Here is an 18,439-nt window from a genome sequence, read left to right as displayed (position 1 = left end):
CCCCCCCCCCCCCCCTCCCCCCCCCCCCCCCCCCCCCCCGCGCCAGCTGCCGGGCTACGGCTGGATCTTCGGCCTCGGCGACGGCACCGCCAACGTGGGGCTGGGCATCCTCGACTCCTCGGCGGCTTTCCGCGAGCTGGACTGGCGCGAGGTGCTCAAGGCGTGGGTCGGCTCCATGCCGGAGGACTGGGGGTTCACCCCGGAGAACATGACCGGGCCGATCCGCGGTGCCGCGCTGCCGATGGCCTTCAACCGCCAGCCGCATTACACCCGCGGTCTGCTGCTGGTCGGCGACGCGGGCGGGCTGGTCAATCCGTTCAACGGCGAGGGCATCGCCTATGCGATGGAATCCGGCCAGCTCGCCGCTGACGTGATCACCCAGGCGCACGCCCGGGCCGGCGCCGCGCAGCGCGAACTGGCGCTCGCCGCCTACCCGCGCATCCTGAAGGACACCTACGGCGGCTACTACAACCTCGGCCGCGCCTTCGTGAAGCTCATCGGCAACCCCAAGGTGCTCCAGCTGTGCACCCAGCGCGGCCTGACCCACCCGATGCTGATGCGCTTCTGCCTCAAGCTGCTGGCCAACCTCACCGACCCGACCGGCGGCGACGCGATGGACCGCATCATCAACGGCCTCACCAAGATCACCCCGCGTGCCTGAGGACGAACGCGACAACTGCATACGAATCAGCGGGAGGTGGTCCGCGTCGGCCCGGAAGAGGGCGTGACGGGGCCGCCTCCCGCTGTTCGCGGGGGAGCGGGGGTGCTCAGAGGACGTTGACCGCCCAGTCGGGCTCGTAGTCCGCGAGCTGGTGGATGGCGACCGGCGTGGAGGAGTTGGCCGCGTCGAGGTACTGGCCGTTCCCGATGAAGACGCCGACGTGGTAGGCGCTGCCCTCGCCGCCCCAGAAGATGAGGTCGCCGGGCTGGAGGGCGGAGAGCGAGACGGGCGTGCCGGCGGTCGACTGCTCCTGCGAGGTGCGCGGGATGTCGATGCCGATGGAGGCGAACGCCGCCTGGGTCAGGCCGGAGCAGTCGTACGAGTCGGGGCCGGTGGCGCCGTAGACGTAGGGCTTGCCGAGCTGGGACTTCAGGAAGGCGATCAGCTGGTCGGCCTTGCTGGACGAGGCCGCGGTGGCGGTGGTGCCCGACGTGGTGGCCGCGGTGGTGGCGGCGGTGGTCGAGCTCTGCCCGGCGGAGCCGGTCGAGGCCGTGGCGGCGCTCTGTGCGGCGGCCTTGGCGGCGGCTTCGGCCTTGGCGGCCTTCGCCTTCGCGGCGGCGGCGGCCTTGCGCAGCGCGGCCTTGTGGGCCTTGGCCGCGGACTTCGCCGCGTCGGCGGCGGCCTTCTCCTGGTCGGCGGCGAGCGAGGCGGCCAGCGCCTCCCGCTCCAGCGCGGCAACGGCCTGCTGAGCGGAGGCCGTCGTGGAGAACGTCGCACTGCGGGCCTCGAGCCCGGCCCGTGACGGGGCGGCGGCGGTGGTGGTGGTGTGCGTGGACTCGGCCATGGCCGGAGCGGCCGCGCCGCACAGGGCGAACGCGCTGACGACACCGCCGACGAGTCCGGCCCGGCGAACCCACTTCGGGTCGCGGGGCGCCGCGTGCCGTCGGCGGCCGCTATGGGGATGCGTATCGGACACCTGTGTCCGGGTTGTGTTCGGGGACATGCGTCTCTGGCTATCAGGAACGAATGGTTCCGTTCAATAAAGGTGGGATGCGCCACAGTTGACGTGGCCACGGCCCAATTGCCCGATTATCGATCTTGCTTGACGGGGGCTTTGGTCCGTTTTCATGGCTCAGGTTCGTTATGTACTCGTGCACGCGTTCACGCGCGTCATTCCCGGGTTCCACGGGTCACTCGGGCGAGTTGGGTGGCGCTACCACGCTGTCAAGTCCAGGGCCAATTTGCCTGTAAGGGCCATCGTCTGGTAGTGGAATCGACGCTCTGACCAGCGAGAACACCCTCGGATGTAACGTCCGGTGATCATTTGGGTGCCATCTGGCGCAACATTGGCGTTCATCCGACCTGATGATCGACTGTCAGGTGGTGGAGATCACAAAGTCGGTGCTGACCCCCGTGTCGCAGATCACAGACCGGGAGGCATAGTATGCAGGCGGCTTGGGCTTGTGAACTGCCTCACATGGCCGCGATCTTCGCGATTCTGTGACGGCGTGCGCCGACCCGGGCACGGTCCGTACATCAGTCACAGTCGACTGGAAGGAGCGGGGGACGGTGAACGCCTACGCGCCCATCCTCGTGCTGGGCGGCCTCGCGGCCGGCTTCGCGATCTTCTCCGTTTTCATGGCCTCGATCATCGGGCCGAAACGGTACAACCGGGCCAAGTTGGAGGCGTACGAGTGCGGCATCGAGCCCACTCCGCAGCCGGCCGGTGGTGGCCGCTTTCCGATCAAGTACTACCTGACGGCGATGCTCTTCATCGTCTTCGACATCGAAATCGTCTTCCTCTATCCCTGGGCGGTCACCTTCGACCGGCTGGGGATGTTCGGGCTCGTCGAGATGCTCCTCTTCGTGCTCACCGTCTTCGTCGCCTACGCCTACGTCTGGCGGCGCGGCGGCCTGGAGTGGGACTAGAGCCCGGCGAGTTCCGGCAACTGACGGCGACCAGGGGACCGAGGAGACCAGGAGCAACCCATGGGTATCGAAGAGAAACTGCCGAGCGGATTCCTGCTGACGACGGTGGAGACGGCGGCGGGCTGGGTGCGTAAGGCGTCGGTCTTCCCGGCCACCTTCGGCCTGGCCTGCTGCGCCATCGAGATGATGACGACCGGCGCCGGGCGGTACGACATGGCCCGGTTCGGCATGGAGGTCTTCCGCGGCTCACCGCGCCAGGCCGACCTGATGATCGTGGCCGGCCGGGTGAGCCAGAAGATGGCGCCGGTGCTGCGCCAGGTCTACGACCAGATGCCGAACCCCAAGTGGGTGATCTCGATGGGCGTGTGCGCCTCCAGCGGCGGCATGTTCAACAACTACGCGATCGTGCAGGGCGTCGACCACGTGGTGCCCGTCGACATCTACCTGCCCGGCTGCCCGCCGCGCCCCGAGATGCTCCTCGACGCGATCCTCAAGCTCCACGAGAAGATCCAGCACGGCAAGCTCGGCGTGAACCGCGAGGCCGCCGCCCGCGAGGCGGAGGAAGCGGCACGCAAGGCGCTCCCGACGATCGAGATGAAGGGGCTGCTGCGATGACGGCCACCCCCAACCCGCCCGAGCTGCCCGAGGAAGCGGGCGAGGGCGCGGTACCCGCGCAGCGGCACGACGCCGGCGAGGTGATCGGCGTCCGCACCGGGATGTTCGGCTCCTCCGGCGGCGGTGACACCAGCGGCTACGGCGGCCTGGTGCGCACCGTGCGGCTGCCCGGCGCCGCCCACCGCCCCTACGGCGACCCCTTCGACGAGATCGCCGACGAACTGGAAGGCGCCCTGGAGGAGCAGGGGCTGCCGCCGGCCGAGGCGATCGAGAAGACCGTCGTCGACCGCGGCGAACTCACCTTCCACATCGCCCGCGAGCACCTGGTCCGGGTCGCCCGCACGCTGCGCGACGACCCCGCGCTCCGCTTCGAGCTGTGCACCGGCGTCAGCGGCGTGCACTACCCCGGCGACACGGGCCGCGAGCTGCACGCGGTGTACCACCTGCGCTCGCTCACCCACGGCCGCCGGCTGCGGATCGAGACCAGCGCGCCCGACGCCGACCCGCACGTCCCCTCGCTGGTCGCGGTCTACCCGACCAACGACTGGCACGAGCGCGAGACCTACGACTTCTTCGGCCTCGTCTTCGACGGCCACCCCGCGCTCACCCGGATCATGATGCCGGACGACTGGCCCGGCCACCCGCAGCGCAAGGACTACCCGCTCGGCGGCATCCCCGTCGAGTACAAGGGCGCCCAGATCCCGGCTCCCGACCAGCGGAGGTCGTACTCATGAGTTACGGATACACCGCCCCGCAACCCGCCGACGAGCGGGAGACCACCGAGGGCCGGGTGTTCACCGTCACCGGCGGGGACTGGGACGAACTCGCCGAGACCGTCGGCAAGGCCGACGACGAGCGGATCATCGTCAACATGGGCCCCCAGCACCCGTCCACCCACGGCGTGCTCCGGCTCATCCTGGAGATCGACGGCGAGACGGTCACCGAAGCCCGCTCCGGCATCGGCTACCTGCACACCGGCATCGAGAAGAACATGGAGTTCCGGACGTGGACCCAGGGGTCCACCTTCGTGACGCGCATGGACTACCTCACGCCGCTGTTCAACGAGACCGCCTACTGCCTCGCGGTGGAGAAGCTGCTCGGCATCACCGACCAGATCCCGGACCGGGCCAGCGTCATCCGGGTGCTGCTGATGGAGCTCAACCGGATCGCCTCCCACCTGGTGTGCATCGCCACCGGCGGCATGGAGCTGGGCGCCACCACCATCATGATCTACGGCTTCCGCGACCGCGAGTACATCCTCGACATCTTCGAGCTGGTCACCGGCCTGCGGATGAACCACGCCTACGTCCGCCCCGGCGGCCTCGCCCAGGACCTGCCGCCCGGCGCGGTGGACCAGATCCGCGAGTTCGTGAAGAAGTTCCGGAAGAACCTGCCGGAGTACGACAAGCTCGCCACCGGCAACCCGATCTTCAAGGGCCGGATGCAGGGCGTCGGCTACCTGGACCTGACCGGCTGCATGGCGCTCGGCGCCACCGGCCCGATCCTGCGCGCCGCCGGCCTGCCGCACGACCTGCGCAAGGCCGAGCCGTACTGCGGCTACGAGAACTACGAGTTCGACGTGCCGACCACCGACACCTGCGACTCCTACGGCCGGTTCCGGGTCCGCCTGGAGGAGATGCACCAGAGCCTGCGGATCGTCGAGCAGTGCCTGGACCGGCTCGCCCCCGGGCCGGTGATGGTCGAGGACAAGAAGATCGCCTGGCCCGCGCAACTCGCGCTCGGCCCGGACGGCATGGGCAACTCCCTGGACCACATCAAGAAGATCATGGGCACCTCCATGGAGGCCCTGATCCACCACTTCAAGCTCGTCACCGAGGGCTTCCGGGTGCCGCCGGGACAGGCGTACTCCTCCGTCGAGTCGGCCAAGGGCGAGCTGGGCGTGCACGCCGTCAGCGACGGCGGCACCCGCCCGTACCGGGTGCACTTCCGCGACCCGTCCTTCACCAACCTGCAGACCATGGCCGCGATGTGCGAGGGCGGCCAGGTCGCCGACGTCATCGTGGCGGTGGCGTCCATCGACCCCGTGATGGGAGGTGTCGACCGATGACCGAGCCCGCACCGGCAACCGGCGCGCAGGCGGTGTCCCTGGGCATCCCCGAGATGCCCGCCCCCGACTACCCGGCCGACGTCCGGGCCCGGCTGGAGCGCGACGCCGCGGAGGTGATCGCCCGCTACCCCGGCTCGCGCAGCGCGCTGCTGCCGCTGCTGCACCTGGTGCAGTCCGAGGAGGGGTACGTCACCCGCACCGGCGTCCGGTTCTGCGCCGAGCAGTTGGGCCTGACCACCGCCGAGGTCACCGCGGTCGCCACCTTCTACACGATGTACCGGCGCAAGCCGTCCGGCGAGTACCAGGTCGGCGTCTGCACCAACACGCTGTGCGCCGTGATGGGCGGCGACGCGATCTTCGAGGAGCTGCAGCGCCACCTCGGCGTCGGCAACGACGAGACCACCGAGGACGGCAAGGTCACCCTCGAGCACATCGAGTGCAACGCGGCCTGCGACTTCGCACCCGTGGTGATGGTCAACTGGGAGTTCTTCGACGACCAGACGCCCGAGTCGGCCAAGCAGCTCGTCGACGACCTGATCGCCGGCCGCGAGGTCCGCCCCACCCGCGGTGCGCCGCTGTGCACCTACCGGCAGACCGCCCGCATCCTGGCCGGCTTCCCCGACGAGCGCGCGGGCGCCGTCGAGGCGACCGGCGGCGCCGGGCCCGCCTCCCTGGCCGGCCTGCGGCTGCACCGCGGCGAGTTGCACGCACCGAAGGTGGTCGGCCAGCGCGAGGCCTCGCCGCGCGACGACGCGGGGACGTACGACACCGCCACCTCGCCGTCGCCGGCGCAGCACCCCAGCTCGCACGACGCACCCGCGCAGACCGCGCAGTCCGACCCGGCGCACCCGTCGGACCCGGTCGCGGACCACGTGGACGACCACGCCACCGAGGAGGAGGGCGAGTGATGACCGTGGAACCGGCCGAGAAGCTGCTCGCGCCCGTACTGTCGGCGTTCTGGGACGACCCGCGGTCGTGGACGCTGGAGACCTACCGGCGGCACGAGGGGTACGAAGCGCTCACCAAGGCGCTCGCGATGGCCCCGGACGACCTGATCGCCTACGTCAAGGACTCCGGCCTGCGCGGCCGCGGCGGCGCGGGCTTCCCCACCGGCATGAAGTGGCAGTTCATCCCGCAGGGCGACGGCAAACCCCACTACCTGGTGGTCAACGCCGACGAGTCCGAGCCCGGGACCTGCAAGGACATCCCGCTGCTCTTCGCCAACCCGCACTCCCTGATCGAGGGCATCGTGATCGCCTGCTACGCGATCCGCTCGCACCACGCCTTCATCTACCTGCGCGGCGAGGTGGTCCCCGTGCTGCGCCGCCTGCACGAGGCGGTCCGCGAGGCGTACGCCGCCGGCTACCTCGGCAAGGACATCAAGGGCACCGGCTTCGACCTCGAACTCACCGTGCACGCCGGGGCCGGCGCGTACATCTGCGGCGAGGAGACCGCGCTGCTGGACTCCCTGGAGGGGCGCCGCGGCCAGCCCCGGCTGCGCCCGCCGTTCCCCGCCGTCGAGGGCCTGTACGCCTGCCCGACCGTGGTGAACAACGTGGAGTCGATCGCCTCGGTGCCCGCGATCATCCAGCGCGGCAAGGAGTGGTTCCGGTCGATGGGCAGCGAGAAGTCCCCGGGCTTCACGCTCTACTCGCTCTCCGGCCACGTCGCCCGCCCCGGCCAGTACGAGGGGCCGCTCGGCATCACGCTGCGCCAGCTCCTCGACATGGGCGGCGGGATGCGGCCCGGCCACCGGCTGAAGTTCTGGACCCCCGGCGGCTCCTCCACCCCGATGTTCACCGACGAGCACCTCGACGTGCCGCTGGACTACGAGGGCGTCGGCGCGGCCGGCTCCATGCTCGGCACCAAGGCGCTCCAGTGCTTCGACGAGACCACCTGCGTGGTGCGGGCCGTCACCCGCTGGACGGAGTTCTACGCCCACGAGTCCTGCGGAAAGTGCACGCCCTGCCGCGAAGGGACGTACTGGCTGGTCCAGTTGCTGCGCGACATCGAGGCCGGCAAGGGCCGGCCGGAAGATCTCGACAAGCTCCAGGACATCGCCGACAACATCAACGGCAAGTCCTTCTGCGCCCTCGGCGACGGCGCCGCCGCCCCGATCTTCTCCTCGCTGAAGTACTTCCGCGCGGAGTACGAGGAGCACATCGAGCGCGGAGGCTGCCCCTTCGACCCGGCCCGCTCCACCGCCTGGGCCGACACGTCCCGTACGGAGGCCCACGCGTGACCATCATGACAAACGCACCCTCCGGGGGGCAGCCGGCGCCGCCCCCCGAGGACCTGGTCTCGGTCACCATCGACGGCATCCCGATCTCGGTGGCCAAGGGCACCCTGGTGATCCGCGCCGCCGAGCAACTCGGCATCGAGATCCCGCGGTTCTGCGACCACCCGCTGCTCGACCCGGCCGGCGCCTGCCGCCAGTGCATCGTGGAGATCGAGGGCCAGCGCAAGCCGGTCGCCTCCTGCACCATCACCTGCACCGACGGCATGGTGATCACCACCCAGCTCACCTCGCCGGTCGCCGAGAAGGCGCAGCGCGGCGTGATGGAGCTGCTGCTGATCAACCACCCGCTGGACTGCCCGGTCTGCGACAAGGGCGGCGAGTGCCCGCTGCAGAACCAGGCGATGTCGGTGGGCGACCCCGACTCCCGCTTCGAGGGCCGCAAGCGCACCTACGACAAGCCCGTGCCGATCTCCGCGCAGGTGCTGCTGGACCGCGAGCGGTGCGTGCTGTGCGCGCGCTGCACCCGCTTCAGCCAGCAGATCGCCGGCGACCCGATGATCGAACTCCTCGAGCGCGGCGCGCTCCAGCAGGTCGGGATCGGCGAGGGCGACCCGTTCGAGTCGTACTTCTCCGGCAACACCATCCAGATCTGCCCGGTCGGCGCGCTCACCTCCGCCGCCTACCGGTTCCGCTCCCGCCCCTTCGACCTGGTCTCCTCGCCGTCGGTGTGCGAGCACTGCGCGGGCGGCTGCGCCACCCGCACCGACCACCGGCGCGGCAAGGTCATGCGGCGGCTGGCCGCCAACGACCCGGAGGTCAACGAGGAGTGGCTGTGCGACAAGGGCCGCTTCGGCTTCCGCTACGCGCAGCGCCCCGAGCGCCTCACCCACCCGCTGGTGCGCGGCGCCGACGGTGAACTCGCCCCCGCCAGCTGGCCGGAGGCGCTGGCCGCGGCCGCCGCGGGGCTGACCGCCGCGCACGGCCGGGCCGCGGTGCTGCCCGGCGGCCGGCTCACCGTCGAGGACGCCTACGCGTACGGCAAGTTCGCCCGGGTGGTGCTGGGCACCAACGACGTGGACTTCCGGGCCCGCCCGCACTCCGAGGAGGAGGCCGACTTCCTCGCCGCCCACGTCGCCGGGCGCGGTGTCGACGTCGGGGGCGACGCCGGGGTGACCAACCTGGCGCTGGAGCAGGCGCCGACGGTGCTGCTGGCCGGGCTCGAGGCCGAGGAGGAGGCGCCCGGCGTCTTCCTGCGGCTGCGCAAGGCGCACCGCAAGAGCAAGCAGCAGACGTTCGCGCTGGCCACCCACGCCTCGCGCGGCCTGGAGAAGGCCGGCGGCGTGCTGCTGCCGGCCGCCCCGGGCACCGAACCGGACTGGCTGGACGCGCTGGCCGGTGGGGTCGGCCTGGACGAGGCCGGCCGGCTGGCCGCCGACGCGCTGCGCGCGCCGGGTTCGGTGATCCTTGTCGGGGAGCGGCTGGCGGCCGTGCCGGGCGGGCTGACCGGGGTGCTGCGGCTGGCCGCGGCGACCGGCGCGCGCACCGCGTGGATTCCGCGCCGGGCCGGGGAGCGCGGCGCGGTCGAGGCGGGGGCGCTGCCCGGGCTGCTGCCCGGCGGGCGCCCGCTCACCGACCCGCGCGGCCGCGACGAGGTCGCCCGGGTGTGGGGCCTGCCGGCCCTGCCGACCGGGTTCGGCCGCGACACCGGGCAGATCCTGGCGGCCGCGGCCGCCGGCGAGGTGGCCGCGCTGGTGGTCGGCGGCGTCGAGGTCGCGGACCTGCCCGACCCGGCGCGGGCCAGGGCCGCGTTCGGCAACGTCGGGTTCCTGGTCAGCCTGGAGCAGCGGCCGAGCGAGGTCACCGAGCGCGCCGACGTGGTGCTGCCGGTCGCCGCGGTCGCCGAGAAGTCCGGCACCTTCCTCAACTGGGAGGGCCGGGTGCGGATGTTCGAGACCGCGATCAAGCCCGACCAGGCCACCACCCGGCACCAGCTCAGCGACGCCCGGGTGCTGACGATGCTCGCCGACGCGCTCGACGTGGCCCTGGGCCTGTCGGACGTGCGGGCCGCCCGCCGCGAGATCGACCGCCTGACCGGGTGGTCCGGGCCCCGCGCGCAGGCGCCCGCCGCCGTGTCGGTGCCGCTGCCCCGGCCCGCGGCCGGGCAGGCGGTGCTCGCCGGGCACCGGCTGCTGCTCGACCAGGGCCGGCTCCAGGACGGCGACGACGCGCTGGCCGCCACCCGGCACGCGGCCGTCGCCCGGCTGTCGGCCGCGACGGCCGAGGAGGTCGGGGTGGCCGACGGCGACATCCTCACCGTGACCGGCCCGGCCGGCAGCGTGGCGCTGCCGCTGGCGGTCACCCCGATGCCGGACCGGGTGGTGTGGGTGCCGCTCAACTCCGCCGGCGGCGGCGTCGCCTCGGACACCGGCGCCGGCCCGGGACAGGTCGTCACGCTCGGCGCGCAGCTCACCGCGGAGGTCCAGTCATGACCGCCCTTGCCCCCGGCGGCGTCCGACTCGCCGCCACCACCACGGAGAACCTCTCCTTCTTCGGCACCGACCCGTGGTGGCTGATCGTCGTCAAGGCGGTGTTCTGCTTCGCCTTCGCGATGCTGACCGTGCTCTTCTCCATCGTGTGGGAGCGCAAGGTCGTCGCCTGGATGCAGCTGCGGATCGGCCCGAACCGGCACGGCCCGTGGGGCATGCTCCAGTCGCTCGCCGACGGCGTGAAGCTGATGCTGAAGGAGGACCTCACCGTCAAGCGCGCGGACAAGGTGGTCTTCGTCCTCGCGCCGATCGTGGCCGCGATCCCCGCGTTCATGTCGTTCGCGGTGATCCCCTTCGGCCCGGCCGACAACGAGGTGTCCGTCTTCGGCCACCGCACCGCGATGCAGCTCACCGACCTGCCGATCGGCATCCTCTACATCCTGGCCACGGCGTCCGTCGGCATCTACGGCATCGTGCTCGCCGGCTGGTCGTCCGGCTCGACCTACCCGCTGCTCGGCGGCCTGCGCGCATCCGCGCAGATGATCTCCTACGAGATCGCGATGGGCCTGTCCTTCGCGGCGGTCTTCCTCTACTCCGGGTCGATGTCCACCTCGACCATCGTCGAGGCGCAGCACGGCCGCTGGTACATCATCCTGCTGCCGGTGTCGTTCCTGGTGTACATCTGCACGATGATCGGCGAGACCAACCGGGCGCCGTTCGACATGCCGGAGTCCGAGGGCGACCTGGTCGGCGGCTTCAACACCGAGTACAGCTCGATCAAGTTCGCGCTGTTCATGCTCGCCGAGTACGTCAACATGGTGACGGTCTCCGCGGTCGCCACCACCCTCTTCCTCGGCGGCTGGCGGGCCCCCTGGCCGATCAGCACTTTCTGGGCCGGCGCCAACCACGGCTGGTGGCCGCTGCTGTGGTTCGTCATCAAGGTGCAGCTGCTGCTCTTCTTCTTCATCTGGCTGCGCGGCACCCTGCCCCGGGTCCGGTACGACCAGCTGATGAAGCTCGGCTGGAAGGTGCTCATCCCGGTCTCCATGGTCTGGCTGATGCTGGTGGCCGCGGTGAAGGCGATGCGCAACGAGAACTACGACTTCACCAAGATCGTGCTCTACGTCGGCGGCGCGGTCGTGGCGCTGCTGCTGGTCTCGCTCGTGATCGACGTGCTGCGCGAGCGCGAGGAGAAACGCAAGGAGCCCGCGACCGGCGGGGCGCTCGGCCCGCAGCAGCGGTTCGACCCGATGGCGGGCGGCTACCCGGTGCCGCCGCTTCCGGGCCAGCAGGCCGAGCCGGCGCCGCGGCGGCCCAGCCGCGCGCAGGCCCAACTCGTAGGCGCATCCAGTGCGTCCGGCGCGCCCGGTGCGGACGCCGCGCAGACGGAGAACACGGAGGACGGCGATGCCTGAGTTCCTGGACCCGGTCGCGGGCTTCGGCGTGACCTTCAAGGCCATGTTCAAGAAGCGCCTGACCGAGCAGTACCCCGAGTACAAGAAGCCGACCGCGCCGCGGTTCCACGGCCGCCACCAGCTCAACCGGCACCCCGACGGCCTGGAGAAGTGCGTCGGCTGCGAGCTGTGCGCCTGGGCCTGCCCGGCCGACGCGATCTACGTGGAGGGCGCGGACAACACCGACGAGGAGCGCTACTCCCCGGGCGAGCGCTACGGCCGCGTCTACCAGATCAACTACGCCCGCTGCATCCTGTGCGGGCTGTGCATCGAGGCGTGCCCGACCCGCGCGCTGACCATGACCAACGAGTACGAACTCGCCGACCGCACCCGCGAGTCGCTGATCTTCACCAAGGAGCAGCTGCTCGCCGGGCTGGAGGAGGGCATGGTCGAGTCGCCGCACTCGATCTTCCCCGGCATGGACGAGGGCGACTACTACCGCGGCGCGGTCACCGAGGCGGCGCCCGGCACCGTACGGCAGGTCGCCGTCTCCAAGGGCGAGAAGCCCGAGGAGTCGGTGCCCGTCGAGAACCCGTACACCGGTGAGCCGGAGGCGGCCGAGACCGTCGCGCCCGGCGGCACCGCCCCGGCCGGAACGGGGGAGGAAGCATGACCGGCTCGTTGCAGTCGCTGCCGCTGGCCGCGGCCGCCTACCACACGTCCACCGGCGAGGCCGTGCAGTTCTGGGTGCTGGGGACCGTCGCGGTGCTCGGCGCGCTCGGCACCGTCCTGATGAAGAAGTCCGTGCACAGCGCGCTGTCGCTGGCCGGCACCATGATCGTGCTGGCGGTGTTTTACCTCGCCCAGGGCGCGTACTTCCTCGGCGTGGTGCAGATCGTCGTCTACACCGGCGCGATCATGATGCTCTTCCTCTTCGTCGTCATGCTGGTCGGCATCACCGCCGCCGACTCGCTGAAGGAGACGCTGAAAGGCCAGCGCTGGATGGCCGCGCTGTGCGGCCTCGGCTTCGGCATCCTGCTGATCGCGGGCATCGCCAACGCCTCCCTGGACACCTTCGCCGGCACCGGCGCGGCCAACGCGGTGGACGGCGGCAACGTGCCGGGCCTGGCCCACCTGGTGTTCACCAGGTACGTGTGGGCGTTCGAGATCACCGGCGCGCTGCTGATCACCGCGGCGATCGGCGCGATGGTGCTCACCCACCGCGAGCGGACCGAGGAGCGGCGCACCCAGCGGGAGCTGGCCGAGGCCCGGGTCCGCGAGGGCCGCCAGGTCACCCCGCTGCCGGCGCCGGGCACCTACGCCCGGCACAACGCGGTCGACGTGCCGGCGCTGCTGCCGGACGGCTCGGTCGCCGAACTGTCGGTCAGCTCCACGCTGCGCGACCGCGGCCAGATCCGCGACGTGTCGCGGGACGCCATGCGGCGGCTGGCCGCACTCGACCAGCGCTCCGACGAGTGGCTGGAACGCGCCCCCGAACAGGCCCCGGAACACCCCGAGTTGGCGCAGGACGGCGAGCGGGACACCGAGCCCGCGCAGGAGGGGGCGAAATGAACCCGGTGAACTACCTCTACCTGGCGGCGCTGCTGTTCACCATCGGCGCGGCCGGCGTCCTGATCCGGCGCAACGCGATCGTGGTGTTCATGTGCGTGGAGCTGATGCTGAACGCCTGCAACCTGGCGTTCGTCACCTTCTCCCGGCTGCACGGCAACCTCGACGGGCAGGTCATCGCGTTCTTCACGATGGTCGTCGCGGCCGCCGAGGTCGTGGTCGGCCTGGCGATCATCGTGTCGATCTACCGAACCCGCCACTCGGCCTCGGTCGACGACGCGAACCTGATGAAGCTGTAAGGGGCTGCGAGACGTGGAAACCCTGATCGGACTGCTCGTCGCGGCGCCGCTGCTGGGCGCGGGCATCCTGCTCACCGGCGGCCGCCGGCTCGACCGTGGCGGCCACCTGCTGGGCACCGTGTTCGCGCTGCTGTCCTTCGTGCTCGGCGTGGTGCTCTTCGTCAACATGCTCGGCAAGAGCGCCGACCACCGCGCCCTGCACTCCCACCTGTTCACCTGGGTGCCGGTGGAGGGCTTCCAGGCCCAGGTCGGCTTCCAGCTCGACCAGCTGTCGATGACGTTCGTGCTGCTGATCACCGGTGTGGGCACCCTGATCCACATCTACTCGATCGGCTACATGGAGCACGACGAGCGCCGCCGCCGCTTCTTCGGCTACCTCAACCTCTTCCTCGCGGCGATGCTGCTGCTGGTGCTCGCCGACAACTACCTCCTGCTGTACGCCGGCTGGGAGGGCGTCGGCCTGGCGTCCTACCTGCTGATCGGCTTCTGGCAGCACAAGCCCAGCGCGGCCACCGCGGCGAAGAAGGCGTTCCTGGTCAACCGGGTCGGCGACATGGGGCTGTCCATCGGCATCATGCTGATGTTCACCACGTTCGGCTCGTTCGCCTTCGCCGACGTGCTGCCGGCCGCGGCCGGGGCGTCGGCCACCCAGCACGCCACGGTCACCGGCATCGGCTTCATGCTGCTGCTCGCCGCGTGCGGCAAGTCCGCGCAGGTGCCGCTCCAGTCCTGGCTCGGCGACGCGATGGAGGGCCCGACCCCGGTCTCGGCCCTGATCCACGCCGCGACCATGGTGACCGCGGGCGTCTACCTGATCGTCCGCTCCGGGACGATCTTCAACGCGGCGCCGGACGCGCAGACCGCGGTGGTCACCGTCGGCGCGGTCACGCTGCTCTTCGGTGCGATCGTCGGTTGCGCCAAGGACGACATCAAGAAGGCGCTGGCCGGCTCCACGATGTCGCAGATCGGCTACATGATCATGGCGGCCGGGCTCGGCCCGATCGGCTACGTCTTCGCGATCATGCACCTGGTCACGCACGGCTTCTTCAAGGCGGGGCTGTTCCTCGGCGCCGGCTCGGTGATGCACGGCATGAACGACGAGGTGGACATGCGCCGCTACGGCGGCCTGCGCAGGTACATGCCGATCACCTTCGTCACCTTCGGCCTGGGCTACCTGGCGATCATCGGCTTCCCGGGGCTGTCCGGCTTCTTCTCCAAGGACAAGATCATCGAGGCGGCGTACGCCAAGGGCGGCACCGAGGGCTGGATTCTCGGCAGCGCGGCCCTGTTGGGCGCCGCGGTCACCGCTTTCTACATGACGCGCGTGATGCTGATGACGTTCTTCGGCGAGAAGCGGTGGGTGCCGGACGCCGAAGGGCGGGAGCCCCACCCGCACGAGTCGCCGGCCTCCATGACGGTTCCCATGATCATCCTCGCGTTCGGGTCGGTGTTCGCCGGCGCGGCGTTCAGCATCAACTCCTCGTTCCTGAAGTGGCTGGAGCCGGTCACCGGGCACAGCGAGGGCGACTCGCCGCTGAGCACCGGCACCGTCACCGCCGCCACCATGGTCTGCCTGGTGGTCGGCGTCGGCATCGCCTGGCTGATGTACGGGCGCAGGACCGTGCCCGCGGTCGCGCCGCGCGGCAGCCTGGCCACCCGGGCGGCCCGCCGCGACCTGCTCCAGGACGACTTCAACCACGTGGTGCTGGTCCGGGGCGGCGAGCACCTGACCCGCTCGCTGGTCTACCTCGACCACACCCTGGTCGACGGCGCCGTCAACGGTACGGCCGCCTCCGTCGGCGGGCTGTCCGGACGGCTGCGCCGGCTCCAGAACGGCTACGTCAGGTCGTACGCCGTCTCCATGCTCGGCGGTACCGCGGTGGTGGTCGCCGCGACCCTTCTCATGAGGGCGGTCTGATAGCTCATGTCGTTTCCTCTGCTGACCACCACCGCGGCGCTGCCCGCGGTCGGCGCCGTCGTCACCGCCGCGGTGCCCGCCGCGCGCCGCCTCGCCGCCAAGTACACGGCGCTGGCGTTCTCGCTGGGCACGCTGGTGCTGGCGATCGTGGCGCTGGTGCGGTTCGACCCGCACGGCGACCGCTACCAGCTCACCGAGTCGCACACCTGGGTCAAGAGCTTCGGGCTCCACTACGACCTGGGCGTGGACGGCATCGCGGTCGTCATGGTCGCGCTGACCGCGGTGCTGATCCCGTTCGTGATGCTCGCCGGCTGGCACGACGCCGACCCGCTGGAGGGGCCCGACCCCAACCGGCGCTGGCGGCCCACCCAGGGCTTCTTCGCGCTGATCCTGCTGGTCGAGGCGATGGTGGTGCTCTCCTTCGAGGCCACCGACGTCTTCCTCTTCTACATCTTCTTCGAAGCGATGCTGATCCCGATGTACTTCCTCATCGGCGGCTTCGGCGACCGGGCGCACGCCTCCGGCGAGGAGGAGGCGGCCCGCCAGCGTTCGTACGCGGCGGTGAAGTTCCTGCTGTACAACCTGGTCGGCGGGCTGATCATGCTGGCCGCGGTGATCGGGCTGTACGCCGCGACCGCGGACCAACTGGGCACCGGCACCTTCTCGTTGCAGGAGATCCTCACCGCCCGCGCCGCCGGGCACCTGGACCTGTCCACCACCACCGAGCGCTGGCTCTTCCTCGGCTTCTTCTTCGCCTTCGCGGTGAAGGCGCCGCTGTGGCCGCTGCACACCTGGCTGCCGAACGCGATGGGCGAGTCCACCGCGCCGGTCGCGGTGCTGATCACCGCGGTGGTGGACAAGGTCGGCACGTTCGCGATGCTGCGCTTCTGCCTCCAGCTCTTCCCGGACGCCTCGAAGTGGGCGACCCCGGTGATCCTGGTGCTCGCGGTGATCAGCATCATCTACGGCGCGCTGCTCGCGGTCGGCCAGCGCGACATCAAGCGGCTGATCGCCTACGCGTCGGTGTCGCACTTCGGCTTCATCATCCTGGGCATCTTCGCGATGACCAGCCAGGGCCAGTCCGGCGCGACGCTCTACATGGTCAACCACGGCATCTCCACCGCCGCGTTGATGCTGGTCGCCGGGTTCCTGATCACCCGGCGCGGGTCGCGGTTGATCGACGACTTCGGCGGGGTGCAGAAGGTCGCGCCGGTACTCGCCGGCACCTTCATGGTCGGCGGCCTGGCCACGCTGTCGCTGCCGGGGCTCGCGCCGTTCGTCAGCGAGTTCCTGGTGCTGGTCGGCACCTTCAGCCGGCACCCGGTGCTCGGCATCGTCGCCACGCTGGGCATCGTGCTCGCCGCGCTGTACGTGCTGGTGCTCTACCAGCGCACCATGACCGGCCCGGTGAAGGCCGGCATCGAGGGCATGGCCGACCTGAAAGCACGTGAACTGCTGGTGGTCGCACCGCTGATCGCGCTGCTGCTCTTCCTCGGCGTGTACCCCAAGCCGGTGGCGGACATCGTCAACCCGTCGGTCCAGCACACGCTCTCCGACGTGCACAAGACCGACCCCAAGCCCGCGCTGGAGGCGAAGAAGTGAGCGCCGCACTGCATACGGGACCCGCCGTCCACACCCTGTGGACGAGCGCCGCGTCCACCACGGACCGCTTCCCCACCCCGCACATCGAGTACGCGCAGCTGTCCCCGGTGCTGATCGTCTTCGGCGTGGCGATGGTGGGGGTGCTCGCCGAGGCGTTCGTGCCCCGCCGGTCCCGCTACACCACCCAGGTGGTGCTGGCCGTGGTCGGCCTGGCCGCCGCGTTCGCCGCCGTGGTGGCACTCGCCGAGAAGGGCTACGGCACCACGAAGGCGCACATCGCGGCGATGGGCGCGGTGGCCGTGGACGGCCCGGCGCTCTTCCTCCAGGGCACCATCCTGCTGGTGTCGCTGGTCGCGGTGTTCACCTTCGCCGAGCGACGACTCGACCCGAAGGCCCACGGCCGGCACGTCGACTCCTTCGCCGCACAGGGCTCCGCGGTGCCCGGCGGCGACCAGGAGAAGGCCGCGGTCCGCGCCGGGTTCACCACCACCGAGGTCTTCCCGCTGCTGCTCTTCGCCGTCGGCGGGATGCTGGTCTTCCCGGCGGCGAACGACCTGCTGACGCTCTTCGTGGCGCTGGAGGTCTTCTCCCTGCCGCTGTACATCCTGTGCGCGCTCGCCCGCCGCAACCGGCTGATGTCGCAGGAGGCCGCGGTCAAGTACTTCCTGCTCGGCGCCTTCTCGTCGGCGTTCCTGCTCTTCGGCATCGCGCTGCTGTACGGCTACGCGGGCACCGTGTCGTACTCCGGGATCTCCTCGGTGGTCGACGGCACCGCGAAGATCACCCCGGCGCTCGCCGACACCACCGGGAACGACGCGCTGCTGCTGATCGGGCTGGCGATGGTCGCGGTCGGGCTGCTGTTCAAGGTCGGCGCGGTGCCGTTCCACATGTGGACGCCGGACGTCTACCAGGGCGCGCCGACCCCGGTCACCGGGTTCATGGCCGCGGCCACCAAGGTCGCCGCGTTCGGCGCGCTGCTGCGGCTGCTGTACGTGGTGCTGCCGGGGATGCGCTGGGACTGGCGGCCGGTGATGTGGGGCGTGGCGATCGCCACGATGGTCATCGGCGCGGTGATCGCGGTCACCCAGACCGATGTGAAGCGGCTGCTGGCCTACTCGTCCGTCGCGCACGCCGGGTTCATCCTGGCCGGCGTGATCGCCACCGACAAGGCGGGCGTGTCGTCGGTGCTGTTCTACCTGGCCGCGTACTCCTTCGTGACCCTCGGCGCGTTCGCGGTGGTCACCCTGGTGCGCGACGCGGGCGGCGAGGCCACCCACCTGTCGCGCTGGGCGGGCCTGGGCCGCCGCTCGCCGCTGGTCGCCGCGGTCTTCGCGGTGTTCCTGCTGGCGTTCGCCGGCATCCCGCTGACCTCCGGGTTCGCGGGGAAGTTCGCGGTCTTCAAGGCCGCGGCGCAGGGCGGGGCGATGCCGCTGGTCATCGTGGGTGTGATCTCCTCGGCGATCGCGGCGTTCTTCTACATCCGGGTGATCGTGCTGATGTTCTTCAGCGAGCCCAAGGCCGACGGCCCCTCCGTCGCCGTGCCCTCCCCGCTCACCTCGACCGCGATCGCCCTCGGCGTCGCCGTCACGGTCGTCCTGGGCCTGGCCCCCCAGTATTTCCTGGACCTCGCCGACAAGGCCGGCGTCTTCGTCCGCTGAC

General features: G+C 70.9%; 16 protein-coding genes. 15 read left to right on the top strand and 1 reads right to left on the bottom strand.

Annotation, left to right across the window (positions count from 1 at the left end):
* On the top strand, positions 1-661 hold a 661-nt coding region (locus AC3ERT_RS12115), incomplete at its 5' end, for a geranylgeranyl reductase family protein (RefSeq protein WP_488180729.1).
* 106 nt (positions 662-767) lie between these two features.
* Here AC3ERT_RS12115 and AC3ERT_RS12110 read toward each other — a convergent pair.
* The gene (locus AC3ERT_RS12110; RefSeq protein WP_435173942.1) at positions 768-1,505 is read right to left on the bottom strand and encodes a C40 family peptidase; all 738 of its coding nucleotides are present in this window, start codon (positions 1,503-1,505) and stop codon (positions 768-770) included.
* Between the two features lie 725 nt (positions 1,506-2,230).
* Here AC3ERT_RS12110 and AC3ERT_RS12105 point away from each other — a divergent pair.
* The 14 genes from AC3ERT_RS12105 to nuoN are packed head-to-tail and all read left to right on the top strand — an operon-like array spanning position 2,231 to position 18,438.
* Positions 2,231-2,590, top strand: coding sequence for an NADH-quinone oxidoreductase subunit A (locus AC3ERT_RS12105; protein WP_103887024.1), 360 nt, complete (start codon positions 2,231-2,233; stop codon positions 2,588-2,590).
* A 60-nt stretch (positions 2,591-2,650) separates the two neighbouring features.
* Positions 2,651-3,205: a NuoB/complex I 20 kDa subunit family protein gene (locus AC3ERT_RS12100; RefSeq protein WP_093785987.1), complete on the top strand. Its 555-nt coding sequence runs from the start codon at positions 2,651-2,653 to the stop codon at positions 3,203-3,205.
* Entirely contained in the window at positions 3,202-3,939 is a 738-nt protein-coding gene (locus tag AC3ERT_RS12095) for an NADH-quinone oxidoreductase subunit C (protein WP_335978418.1), read from the top strand. The genes AC3ERT_RS12100 and AC3ERT_RS12095 overlap by 4 nt, the downstream gene beginning before the upstream one ends.
* On the top strand, positions 3,936-5,273 hold the full coding sequence (locus AC3ERT_RS12090; protein ID WP_435125415.1) for an NADH-quinone oxidoreductase subunit D: 1,338 nt from the start codon (positions 3,936-3,938) through the stop codon (positions 5,271-5,273). Before AC3ERT_RS12095 ends, AC3ERT_RS12090 begins: the two co-directional genes overlap by 4 nt.
* Positions 5,270-6,181 carry an NADH-quinone oxidoreductase subunit NuoE gene (gene nuoE, locus AC3ERT_RS12085; protein WP_335978413.1) on the top strand — a complete coding sequence of 304 codons (912 nt, stop codon included), beginning with the start codon at positions 5,270-5,272 and terminating at the stop codon, positions 6,179-6,181. Before AC3ERT_RS12090 ends, nuoE begins: the two co-directional genes overlap by 4 nt.
* Positions 6,181-7,515, top strand: coding sequence for an NADH-quinone oxidoreductase subunit NuoF (gene nuoF / locus AC3ERT_RS12080; protein ID WP_335978411.1), 1,335 nt, complete (start codon positions 6,181-6,183; stop codon positions 7,513-7,515). The genes nuoE and nuoF overlap by 1 nt, the downstream gene beginning before the upstream one ends.
* Positions 7,512-10,001: an NADH-quinone oxidoreductase subunit G gene (locus tag AC3ERT_RS12075; RefSeq protein ID WP_435125411.1), complete on the top strand. Its 2,490-nt coding sequence runs from the start codon at positions 7,512-7,514 to the stop codon at positions 9,999-10,001. The genes nuoF and AC3ERT_RS12075 overlap by 4 nt, the downstream gene beginning before the upstream one ends.
* The gene (nuoH, locus tag AC3ERT_RS12070; RefSeq protein WP_435125408.1) at positions 9,998-11,413 is read left to right on the top strand and encodes an NADH-quinone oxidoreductase subunit NuoH; all 1,416 of its coding nucleotides are present in this window, start codon (positions 9,998-10,000) and stop codon (positions 11,411-11,413) included. Before AC3ERT_RS12075 ends, nuoH begins: the two co-directional genes overlap by 4 nt.
* The gene (gene nuoI / locus AC3ERT_RS12065) at positions 11,406-12,065 is read left to right on the top strand and encodes an NADH-quinone oxidoreductase subunit NuoI (RefSeq protein WP_335978407.1); all 660 of its coding nucleotides are present in this window, start codon (positions 11,406-11,408) and stop codon (positions 12,063-12,065) included. Before nuoH ends, nuoI begins: the two co-directional genes overlap by 8 nt.
* A complete protein-coding gene (locus tag AC3ERT_RS12060; protein WP_435173940.1) occupies positions 12,062-12,964 on the top strand; it encodes an NADH-quinone oxidoreductase subunit J in 903 nt (300 codons plus the stop codon). The genes nuoI and AC3ERT_RS12060 overlap by 4 nt, the downstream gene beginning before the upstream one ends.
* A complete protein-coding gene (gene nuoK / locus AC3ERT_RS12055) occupies positions 12,961-13,260 on the top strand; it encodes an NADH-quinone oxidoreductase subunit NuoK (protein WP_335978405.1) in 300 nt (99 codons plus the stop codon). The genes AC3ERT_RS12060 and nuoK overlap by 4 nt, the downstream gene beginning before the upstream one ends.
* 13 nt (positions 13,261-13,273) lie before the next feature.
* Positions 13,274-15,178, top strand: a complete 1,905-nt coding sequence (gene nuoL / locus AC3ERT_RS12050) for an NADH-quinone oxidoreductase subunit L (RefSeq protein WP_335978403.1) — start codon at positions 13,274-13,276, stop codon at positions 15,176-15,178.
* 6 nt (positions 15,179-15,184) lie between these two features.
* The gene (locus AC3ERT_RS12045) at positions 15,185-16,780 is read left to right on the top strand and encodes an NADH-quinone oxidoreductase subunit M (protein WP_435125400.1); all 1,596 of its coding nucleotides are present in this window, start codon (positions 15,185-15,187) and stop codon (positions 16,778-16,780) included.
* Positions 16,777-18,438, top strand: coding sequence for an NADH-quinone oxidoreductase subunit NuoN (gene nuoN / locus AC3ERT_RS12040; RefSeq protein ID WP_435125397.1), 1,662 nt, complete (start codon positions 16,777-16,779; stop codon positions 18,436-18,438). Before AC3ERT_RS12045 ends, nuoN begins: the two co-directional genes overlap by 4 nt.
* The last annotated feature ends 1 nt before the right edge of the window (position 18,439 follow it).

The organism is Actinacidiphila sp. bgisy145, assembly GCF_057708125.1.
The sequence above is the reverse complement of the archived record's forward strand: the minus strand, read 5'-3'. Positions and strand labels throughout refer to the sequence as shown.